Source organism: Silvania confinis, assembly GCF_025564085.1.
Classification (GTDB): Bacteria; Pseudomonadota; Gammaproteobacteria; order Enterobacterales; family Enterobacteriaceae; genus Enterobacter; species Enterobacter confinis.
This window is the reverse complement of sequence record NZ_JAMGZJ010000069.1, coordinates 136,506-148,600: the sequence shown is the minus strand read 5'-3', so window position 1 is coordinate 148,600 and position 12,095 is coordinate 136,506. Positions and strand designations below refer to the sequence as shown.

Annotated in this window: 2 protein-coding genes; one reads left to right on the top strand and one right to left on the bottom strand. The window is 59.1% G+C overall.

The genetic code is table 11. The features are described 5' to 3' along the window. Window positions 1–41 precede the first annotated feature (41 nt). Window positions 42–2,018 (bottom strand): alkyl/aryl-sulfatase, encoded by a 1,977-nt coding sequence (locus tag M8013_RS05785; RefSeq protein WP_271266852.1) that lies wholly within the window; start codon window positions 2,016–2,018, stop codon window positions 42–44. 350 nt (window positions 2,019–2,368) lie between these two features. Here M8013_RS05785 and M8013_RS05780 point away from each other — a divergent pair, with 350 nt between their 5' ends. Continuing rightward, window positions 2,369–12,049, top strand: coding sequence for an autotransporter-associated beta strand repeat-containing protein (locus M8013_RS05780; protein WP_271266851.1), 9,681 nt, complete (start codon window positions 2,369–2,371; stop codon window positions 12,047–12,049). Window positions 12,050–12,095: the final 46 nt, after the last annotated feature.

The following is a 12,095-nucleotide window of genomic DNA, read 5'->3' as shown; positions in this document are numbered from 1 at the left end:
AGATAACACCCTCGCGATGGAGTCGCGAGGGTGTCGTTACGTTACGGTGTCACAATATTGAACCAGAATTCAAACTTGTCCATATAGCCCAGCATCTGGTCAAGTTTGGCACCGTCGCCGGTCAGTTTCACATCGCCGCTGTCTTCAGCCTGTTTGAGGGTAGTCTCTTTCAGGATGATTTTATTCAGCGTGTCGCGGCTGAGGGTCAGGGTCGCGTCAGCATCTTTCGCTTCTGCGTTGGCGGTGTGGTTCAGCACCCCGTTTTCCAGCTCCAGCTTGTACTTGCCGCCTTCGCTGCCCAGATCGATGTTAAACACCGACTTCGCGCTACCTGCTTTCTCGCCGTTGATGTGCACCGCCAAATAGTCGAAGAACATCTCTGGCGTCATCGCACGCACGGTATCCGGGCTGGCAGTGTTCGGGGTCGGGCCTTTCACCACGCCGTTACGCAGTTCCTGCGCGCCGGTGAGGTAGAAGTTACGCCACGGGCCAGACTCAGCCTGATAACCCAGCTGCTCCAGCGCATCTGCTTCCAGATTACGCGCGGCCTGGTTTTGCGGATCGGCGAACACCACTTTGCTCACCACCTGCGCGACCCAGCGGTAGTTACCCTGGTCGAAGTCGGTTTTCGCTTTCTGCAGAAGCGCATCGGCACCGCCCATGTACTCGACAAATTTCTTCGCCGACTCTTCCGGCGGCAGTTCGTCGAGGGTGGCCGGGTTGCCGTCAAACCAGCCGAGGTACAGCACGTAGGTGGCTTTCACGTCGTGGCTCACCGAGCCGTAGTAGCCACGGTTCGCCCAGGTGTGGGCCAGCGAGTCCGGCAGTTTGAAGTTGGCGGCAATCTCATCCCGGGTCAGGCCCTGGTTGGCCATACGCAAGGTCTGGTCGTTGATGTAGCGGTACAGGTCACGCTGGCTTTTCAGCAGTTTATTGACGTTTTCGTTACCCCAGGTCGGCCAGTGGTGCTGGGCCATCAGGATCTCGGCTTTATCACCCCAGCGCACAATCGCTTCGTTGATGTATTTCGACCACGGCAGCGGCTCACGAATTTTCGCCCCGCGCAGGGAGTAGGTGTTGTGCAGGGTGTGAGTCACGTCTTCGGCTGATTCGATGAGTTTTTTCTCTTCGATAAACCACAGCATTTCTGACGGGGCTTCGGAGCCTGGTGCGAGCATAAAGTCATAGGTCAGGCCGTCGATGGTCTCTTTCTGACCGTCTTTCTCGATGATATTGGTTGGCGCAATCAGCGTCACCGTACCCGCCGAGGTGGTAGTCCCCAGACCGGCACCGACCTGGCCTTTGGCATCCGGTTTCAGCAGGTTGCCGTACATGTAGCTGGCGCGGCGGCTCATCACGTTACCGGCCATAATGTTTTCTGCCACGGCGGCTTCCATAAAGCCGGCCGGAGCGTAAATTTTGGTTTTACCGGCTTTCACGTCGGCTTCGTCAACCACGCCGCGCACGCCGCCATAGTGGTCAACGTGGCTGTGGGTGTAAATAATCGCCACAACCGGTTTTTTACCGCGCTGTTTGAAATAGAGGTCCATCCCGACTTTCGCGGTTTCTGCCGAGACCAGCGGGTCAACGACGGTAATGCCGGTAGTTCCTTCGATAATGGTCATATTCGACAGGTCGAGGTTGCGGATCTGATATACCCCGTCGGTGACTTCGAATAAGCCGCTAATATTAATTAGCTGCGACTGTCGCCACAGGCTCGGGTTAACCGTATCCGGTGCTTTTTCACCTTCTTTAATAAACGCGTACTGCTGAGGATTCCAGACCACATTTCCCTGTTCACCGTGAATCACTTCAGTTGGCAGCGGGGCAATAAAGCCTTTGTGCGCATCGGTAAAGTCAGTGTTATCAGAGAAAGGAAGTTGGTTATAAAGACTGTCGTTAGCTTGTTTGGTGGCGGCGGTGGCGTCTTTAGGGGAAACATCGGCATACGCTGGAACAATGAATGTGGTCAACAGACCAGCCAGCGCCAGTCCTCTGGCTATGGGTTTCAGTTTCATTTACATCCTCGCACTTTTAGCGGCTCGACGAAAATTGTCTACATCCCGAAAGTTACAATCTGTAACCTGCTTTAAAATATAAACCGTTGTTTGTAATCAGCAAGTAAGATGTGCAATTAAATAATTAGGCCTACAGACTAATTGTTTTTAAATTGATTAAGAGTGTTAATGCGTTAGCGCAGCTAGATTATATTCAGCATCCCGTCAATATCATTGATTTATTTTTTCAATAATGACTATTCGTGAAAATTAAATATTCAGCTAACCTTATCGTACTACTCCCACTGATGTTTCTTAACTTTTCTCGTTATTTCCATTGATTTCAAACCTATGGATCAGGCAGGGCTGTTATGAATAAAATATATCGTCATGTATGGAGCCACGTGGCTGGCTGTTTTGTTGCGGTAAGTGAGCTCTCTACTGCGCACTCCGGCAAAAAAAGTCCTCGCCGTCTGATTATCCCCAGCGTTGTTACGGTAATACTTTCTGGCTTATCCGGCGCAGCGTATGCAGACGATATAAACTGGGCGACCGCCTATCCCAGTTATTTATTCCCGACTGACCCCACCTATAACTTTGATACAGTCATCGATACAGGTATAGCCTTTAGCATTGATAATCAGGTTTTACCGAATCATTATTTACCGGGCACTACGCTTAATATTCTGGGCCCAATCCCGCAACTGCCGGATGTGACGTCCGGGAACGGGGTAACCGGGCGGACCGTTACGGTGGTCAATGCGCTGCCAGGGGCCATTGCCCCGGAAGGGGATCGGATCCTCACTATTCAGGCAACGGATTCGCAAGGGGTGATCACCCCGATTACGGCCGCCAATATCAGTGAATTTACCTACTCGCCTAATCCGGCGAATCCGCAGCAGAACGAGGAGCTCAACGTTGAGGTCCCGGGGCTGGACGGCAGCTTCCAGGTCATCAGTATTTACGACTCCTCAACCTTTGTCTCGGCGGACGATACCCCGGTCGGCAATATGCAATTATCGGTTTATGACCCTGAATCTGTGCGGATCATGAACCAGTTCGGCATCGTTGAAATCGGTACTGATGGCGGTACAGCGAATATCAATATTGGCGCGGACACCCTTGGCGCGACCCCGATTGCCGCGGCGGCCAATACCCTCGACCTGCTGACCAAAGACTCCACCCTGGCCCGTGCCGACGGGGATGGATCGGCCACCAGCGCGGTTAACTGGCAGTCCGATAACTATATTCATTTCCGTCCTGCGGCGGTGATCAGCAACCAGAGCCAGAGCGTGGGCGCGCAAAGCACCCAGTATAACTACACCCTGACGTTACCGAATTACACCGAACTCCCCGGCGGACGCGTGATCCAGTTGGGCAGCCGCACGTTCGACATCACCTCTTCGGACGATATTGCTGATGTGAATAATTACCTCACCGGGCAGGGTGCGTATGCTGGCAGCCCGCAGATCCAGTACTGGCTGACCGCCGGGGCAACCGTTCAGGGTGAAGTCATTGACTCCGCCGTTGAAGCGCAAACTGTCTATAACAGCATCATTACCGGATTACTCAACCAGGCGCAAAGTACCCAGATAAACCTCACCTATGACGTCTGGGAAGATCGTCTGAACCATACCAACAACGCCACCATTGGCACGGGCGATCTGCGGGTCATCTATGCTAACGGCGATGCGGCAACCGGCACGGTCACCGCGGATGGCAGCCTGGCCGTTGATGGCGCATCCGCCGTCATGGAAGCCTTTGATGGCGGGGTGATCACCAACAACGGTGACATCAATGCCTGGCGCAGCAGCGGCAGCACGTCGACGGTAGCGATGCTCGCCAACTTTGGCGATGCAATCAATACCGGGACCATCAATGCCGGGCTGTTCCTCGAAAAAGACGGGGTAAATCAGAATGTGAGCAACGTCGGCAGCGTGGGGATGGCCGGGCTTGGCGACGCGACGCTCAGTAACTCGGGGTATATCAACGTTGCCGTCACCAATAGCGCATCCCATAACGCCTGGGGGATGGCGGTTGGCGACAGCAGCACGCTCACTAACACCGGCACCATTACCCTGACGGGCAACAGCCGTAATCCAGACGGACGCGCGGGTGGCTATGCGATTTTAAGTGACTCCACCGGAACGGTGACTAACGCCGGGCGCATTTTTATTGGTGGCGCACCGATCACCACCGTCGCGGTACCGCAGGCCATTAATCTGGTCGGCAGCGGGAATTTAACCGCCGGGATGTACACCACCGGCAAGGGCAACATGGTGAACACCGGCACGATCACGCTGCTGTCACAAACCCGCAATGCTGCCGGGATGCTGGTTGACGGTGGTACCGAGGACGTGACCAACAATGGGCAGCTGAATGTGCTGGGTTCCCTGACGTCCACTTCAGACGGCGGGACCGCTGCGGCTGCCAACTACGGCATGTATGTCAAAGACAATGGCGGGGTGGTCACCAACAACGGCAGGATTTTCGTGGATGGCGACAACAACATCGCCCTCAACATCCTGGCGCAAACCGCAAACGCTACGCTGAATTCAACCGCGGATGCCAGCATCATCGTGGGAACGGCCGGTGATGCAGGGGGAACCGATTCCCAGCCCTATACCTATCGCAACTATGCTGTTTATGCCGAAGGGCTTAACAGCCAGGCGGCGCAGGTAACGCTGGATTCGGACATCAGTCTGCTGTCGGCAGGGGCCATTGGGGTGCATGCCCGTGGCAACGCCACCATTGATATTGGCGCGGACGCCTCGTTGTCATTCCAGAATTCGCAGCAGATGGGCTATTACGCCTGGGGCCAGGGCGCCAGCATCAACATTACCAATGCGACCATTACCGATAACGCGCAGACGGACTCGATTCTGTTCGCCGTCGATCATGGGGCGATCTTCAACGGCAATACCGGCACCGGCAGCAGTTACGACCTGATTGTCTCCGGGCAAGGCTCCACCGGGGTCTTTGCCAACGGTGTGGATGATCTGAACAATAACGATCTTGCCGATGATGTCGCTACCCAGTTAACCACCGGCGCTGCCACCATCACCGTCTCCGGCAACAATGCGGTCGGGGTCAAAGTGACCGGCGGGGCAAACGGGGCGATCACCGACGGGGCGATTAATCTGGCCGGAAACAACACCACGGCGGTGCTGGTGGATGGTCGCAATTACAATATCGACGCCACCATTGATCCCGTGGCGCGGGAAACGCTGGTGACGTCCGATGCGGTGATCGCTTCTGCCGACGGGCAGTCGGGGATTGTCGGCTATAACATTGGCTACCTCGGCAATCTGACCTTAAATGCCGGGGCGGCGATCAATCTGCTGGGAACAAACAGCACCGGGATCATCCTGCATAACAACGGCCAGGCGACGGTTACGGCGCCGGTCAGCGTCGCGGGTACCAACAACATCGGGGTGGATATTCAGAATGCCGGACTGCTGAACAACAGCGGTGCCATCACGGTGTCCGGTGCCTCCGGCAGCGGGAATATTGGTCTGCGGGTTGAGGGCGCAGGGGCGACGGTCAGCCAGCTCGGTACGGTTACCGCCAATGGCGGGTTAGCCGCCGTACAGCTGGCAGGCAACGGAGCCACGCTGACCGTCAACGGCAGCGGAAACCAGATCACCGCCAGCAACGGTGCGGACGGGGTGCGGATCGACAGCACCGGGGCGTCCTCTTTCAACGCCAGCAACACCACTATCGATGTGAGCGGAACCGGCGCGGGCATCAATAACAACGCCAGCGCCAGTGATATCAACCTCAACGACGTGACGATTAATGCGGGCGATGGCCCGGCGATCCGCACGGCGGTGACCTTTACCGCCGAAGGCAGCGACAACGTCCTGAATGTGTTGGGCAGCGGCAGCGGCTTTGCCTTTATGCAGGCGGATGGCTCGCAAACCAGCGGCAATCTGACCATCGGCACCGGCTACACCATCAACGGAACCGGCACCGACAGCACCGGGATCCTCGCGCGCACCAGCGGCAGCGTGAACTCGGGTACCTCGATCACCATGGGGGCAACGGCGGGGGCGGCGATTGAAGCGACCAATGCCAGCAGCCTGAGCAACAGCGGCGTGATCACCACCAGCAGCGATACCGGCAGTACCATCCTGGCGCAGAATACTGCGGCCTTCAGCAACAGCGGGACCATCACCTCCACCAGCACCACCAACGCCCAGTCGCTGATTGCGCTTAACGGCACCGCAGCCACGCGCAGCATCAGCAACACCGGGACCATCATCAGCCAGAGCGAAGACGCGACGGTGATTGACGCCTCCGGTAGCGCGAATAACACCGTGACTAACACCGGCACGCTGCGTGCCGCCAGCGACAGCGCCCAGGTGGTGTTAACCGGCAGCGGCAACGACGTAATGAACATCAACGCCGGCACCACCCAGGGCGAGATCACCCTCGGCAGCGGCAATGACCAGTTTGGCTATACGGCGGGGGAATTCGCCGGTGGCGTGACCTTTACCGGGGGCGATGGCAATGATACCGCCACCTTCGGTGACGTGAGTCTGTCCACTCTCCACCATGTTCTCAGCGAAGGCGGCACCAACAACGCGCTGACGTTTAACAGCACCCACAGCGCTGGCGGGTCGGCAAACATTGGCTCGCTGGCGGCAGACGATCTGGCCCAGGGCACCAACATTGGCACCGGCTGGAGCTCCCTGACCCTTGATGGCGATCCGGCGGATGTTCGCGTGGTCAACGATCTGGCGCTCTCCGGCGCGCAACAGATTAACGTCAACAACGGGGCGACGTTGCGCACCGGCGATAACGGCGTGACCAGCGGCGAAGCCACCATCCGCCAGTACAACATCGCGACGACCGGGCCTACCAGCCTGGTGTCGTTTGATGGCGCAGCCGATCAGACCTACAGCGGAGTGATTTCCGGCTCCGGCGGCATGGAGCGCATCAACGGCGGCAACACCATCCTGCTGGGTAACAACACCTTCACCGGCAATACGCTGATCGGTCCCGATTCCGAGCTGGCGCTGGGCAACGGCGGCACCACCGGCAGCCTGTCGACCGTCACCAACATCACCGACAACGGCCTGTTAACGGTGAACCGTTCGGACGACGTGGCGCTTAACGGCGTGATTTCGGGTACCGGGGACTTCCGCCAGTTGGGCAGCGGCGTGACCCGCCTTGGCGGCAACAACAGCTATGCCGGAACCACTACCGTCGAGCAAGGCACTTTGCTGGTTAACGGCGTGCAGAGCGGAACCGGGCTGACCACCGTCCAGTCCGGCACCACCCTCGGCGGCTACGGCACGCTGGGCGGCGATGTGGTCTTTGATACCGGCACCGTGCTGCGTCCGGGGGATGATGCCCGGGGCAACGGCACCGGGGTGCTGACCATCAACGGCGATCTGACCCTCGCGAGTGACACCGACAGCCAGTTCCAACTCGGGGAAGCCTATACCCCTGGCGGGGCGCTAAACGATCTGGTGGACGTGGCCGGGAATCTGACCCTCGACGGCGTCGTCAATGTAGCTCTGACCGCAGGCGGAACCTTCCTGCCAGGGGTCTATCGTCTGTTTAACTACGGCGGTGCGCTGGTCAATAACACCATGACCATTGGCACGCTGCCGCCAAACGACGCTGAACTGTATGCCGTCCAGACCAACATTGCCAACCAGGTTAACCTGGTGCTGGATTTCCCGCAGCCCGCGGATCAGCTCCAGTTCTGGGATGGCGATCTTAATGCCACCAACCACGGCGACGGCACTTCCGGGAACGGGACTGTCGACGGCGGATTCGGCTTCTGGACGGCGTTAATTTCCGGGACCAGTAACAACTGGACCCAGGTCAACGGGGTGGGCAATGCCCCCTGGTCGCAAACCGCCTTTGCCGTCTTCCAGGGGGCGGCCGATAACGTGCTGATCAGCAATGTCGCGGGGGATGTCCTCACCAGCGGGATGCAGTTCACCACCGATGGCTACGTGCTGGCGGCCGATCCCGCCAACCCGGACTCTCAGTTGCACATCGTCGCCACCAATCTGGCGGGGGCAGGTTCGCCCGATAACAGCTACGATGCCGTGGGCGGGACGCATGGCGACAGTTTCTTTGTGATCCGCGTGGGTGACGGCGCGGCCGGTGCCGATGTGACCACCACGGTCAATGTCGATCTGGTGCAGGACAATAACGACGACGGTGCCATCCGCCTGCTGAAAACCGACCCCGGTCGTCTGATCCTCAACGGCGACAACCAGTACAGCGGCGGCACGGCGGTGTGGAACGGCATTTTACAGGTATCAAAAGACAGCAGCCTCGGCGATGCCGACACCTTTGTGCTGATCAAAAATGGTGCCACCTTCCAGACCGGGGCCGATTACACCACCGACCGCCTGTTTGTTGTCGATGGCGTGGCGGGCGGCACCTTCGACGTCTTCGGCCAGACCTTTACCCCACAGGGCGGGATTGGTGGCGACGGCCCGCTGGCGGTGAAAGACAGTTCTACCGGCACCGACGATGGGGTGTTGGATCTGAATATCGCCAACAGCTATCAGGGCAATACCACGATTATCGGTAAAAACGGCACCGGCACATTAACCGTCAATGCCAACGCCAGCGGAGCGCTGGGCCGCGCCGACAGTACGGTCGCGCTGACCGATGACGCGCGGCTCAATTTCAACAACGACAGCGCCGCCGAAGCCCATCTGTTTACCGTCACCGGCTCGACGCTGGCGTTTAACGATACCGCCACCGCGGACGGCAGCGCTATCAACCTGGTTGACGGCACGCTGACGCTGGGGGATGACAGCAGCGGCGGCAATGCGACCGTCAATGTTGATACCGCTTCACAGATGCTGCTGTCAGGCAGTGCCGATGCGGGCAACAGCCTGACCACCAACAGCGGCACCGTGGCCTATACGGGCAATGCCCAGGGCGCGTCAGCACGCATCAGTAACCTGGCGGGCGGCAGCGTGTCGCTGGTCGATTCCGCAGGCAATACCGCCATCGGTTCGCTGTCCGGGGCCGGGGACGTTAACCTCGGCAGCGCAACGCTGACCGAAGGCAACCTTGGTCTCAACGACACCATCAGCGGGCTTATCAGCGGTATCGGCGGCGGGCTGGCGAAAACCGGCTCCGGCACGCTGACCTTAACCGGGGATAACAGCTATACCGGCGCAACCTCGGTGCAACAGGGCGTACTGCTGGTCAACGGCGACCAAAGCGCGGCGACGGGGGCAACCATTGTGGCCACCGATGCCACGCTGGGCGGGGCCGGGATCTTAGGCGGCAGCGTTACCGTGGCCGACAATGGCCATCTGACGCCGGGCGCGGCGGTCGGCAGCGTGGGCGAACTGACGATCGGCAGCCTGACGCTGGCGCAAAATGCGCAGCTGGACTTCCAGTTTGGCCAGTCCGGTACGCCGGGCGGGGCGCTGAACGACCTGCTGACGGTGAACGGCGATCTGAATCTCGATGGCACACTCAATATTACCCAGACCGCAGGCGGCAATTTCGACGTTGGCGTCTATCGGGTGATCGACTACAGCGGCGCGCTGACCAACAACATTCTGCAGATTGGCACGGCGCCTGCGGCGGCCGACGATCTGTATGTTCAGACCTCGATCGACGGACAGGTGAACCTGGTCAACCGCAGCGGTTACACCATGCGCTTCTGGGACGGCTTCGGCGGCGAAGGCGGTTCGCTGAAAAACAACGACACGATCGATGGCGGTAACGGGCTGTGGCAAAACAGCAACGGCAACGATAACTGGACCACCGATCAGACCTCGCCGGAAGGGGCCTTTAACACCCCGTTCAGCGATGGCGCTTTTGCGGTGTTTGGCGGCGAGTCCGGTAACGTCAGCGTCGATAACAGTCTCGGTGCGGTGACCATCAGCGGCGCGCAGTTTATGACCAACGGCTACGTGATCAATGACGGGGTGATTACCACCGATACCGCCGACACGATTATTCGCGTCGGGGACGGGACGTTGCGCGGGGCGGGCTATACCGCGACCCTTAACTCGCAAATCGCGGGCAGCGGCGGGCTGAATAAAACCGACCTCGGCACTCTGGTGCTCAACGGCAACAATACGTATCAGGGCGGGACCACTATCAGCGACGGGGTGCTGCAGGTCTCGGGCGATCCGAACCTCGGTGCGGCAGGCACGGCAATTACCCTGAATGGCGGTACGCTGCGCTACGGTGCGGCGTTTGATACCGCCCGCGAAGTGACTCTGGCCGGGGACGGCGGCGCCATTGATACCAACGGCAACGACGTTTCTCTTCTGACCGCGGTGAGCGGCAGCGGCAATCTGGCGAAACAGGGCGACGGCGTGCTGACCCTGACGCAGGACAGCAGCTTCCAGGGCGAAACCACGGTGCGCAACGGCACCTTGCAACTCGGCAATGGCGGCACCAGCGGCAGCGTGCTGGGTAACGTGGTCAACCTCGCCACTCTGGTGGTGAATCGCGCCAACACGCTGGAGCTTAACGGCATCATTACTGGCACTGGTGATTTTATTCAGCGCGGTGAAGGCACCACGGTGCTGAACGGCCTCAATAAATGGACCGGCTACACGCTGGTGGAAAACGGCACCTTGCTGGCGGGCGGCATCAATCGCTTCAGCAACGCCTCCAGCCATATCGTCAGCAGTAACGGCACGCTGGATACCGGCGGTCATAACCAGACCGTGAAGGACCTGGTGAACCAGGGCACGGTCAATCTGCGCGGCGGCAACGTTGGCTCGACCCTGACGGTGGCGGGCGATTATGTCGGCCTCAACGGCACGCTGAAAATTGCAGCCCAGCAGAACAGCCCCGGCATCGCCGACCGGCTGGTGATCGACGGCGGCTCGGCCAGCGGCAGCACGCTGCTGGATATCGACGTCAGCCGACTTGGCGAGCCAACCGAAGGTGACGGCATTCTGGTGGTCGATGCGATTAACGGCGGGGTGACCACTGCGCAAACCACCAAAGATGCCTTTAACATCGGGTCCGATTACCTGACGGCGGGAGCCTGGGAATACCAGCTGTTCGCCGGGGATATTAACGGCGCGGGCGAGGACTGGTTCCTGCGTGCGGGCTATCGCCCGGACGTGCCGGGCTTCGACACTCTGCCGTCGATTATCCGCCAGGCCGATCTGTTTGTGCTCGGCACCCTGCACCTGCGTCAGGGTGACGAGCAGCCGTATCGGGCCGACAACCCGGCAGATCAGGAAGGGCGCTTCTGGGCGCGCTACCTGACCAAAACCATCGATCAGACCCTCGATGATGCGACCAGCAGCACCAGCCACAGCCAGTATAACGGTATGCAGATGGGGCTCGATCTGTGGCAAAACGACCAGTGGCGCGCCGGGTTGTACACCACCTTTATGGACATCGACAGTTCGATTGATGGCAACACCGGCATGAGCGGCGGCGCGGCGTATAACTCCACCTTCTCGACCTATCTCGGCGGGTATGCCACCTGGACCGATACCGACGGCTTCTACGTCGATAACGTTCTGCAGTACGGTTATCACTCGGTTGACCTGAAAAACATGACCGATCATCAAACCTATCACCCGGATGGCAACACCGTGACGGCCTCTGTGGAAGTGGGTAAACCCTGGTACTTCGGCGACACCGGCTGGGCGCTGGAGCCGCAGGCGCAGCTGATCTGGCAGTGGAGCAACTTTGACGACGTCACGCTGAACGATGCCGCCAGAACCAACGTCAGCGTTAATGCCGACAGCGCGGTGATTGGCCGTCTGGGGGCGCGTCTTACCGCCGAATACGATACGAACTACGGCAAAGTGAAGCCGTACGTGCGAGTCAACTACTGGCAGGAGCTGACCGACGGTCAGGATGAGGTGACCTACCGCAATACCGCCAACGGCGACGGCAAAACCACCCTGAAGGCCAACCAACAGTTTGCCGCCACCGAAGCAGCGATTGGTGCCACCTGGACAGTAACCGACGACGTGCAGGCCTACACCGAAGTGGGCAAAACCTGGGATAACAGCGGCAAAACCAGCCTTGATGCGGATATTTCGGCGTCTCTGGGGATGAAGATCCGTTTCTGAGGGTGATGGCGAAAGCGAAACGCTGGACTACGCTCTAAACAGCACA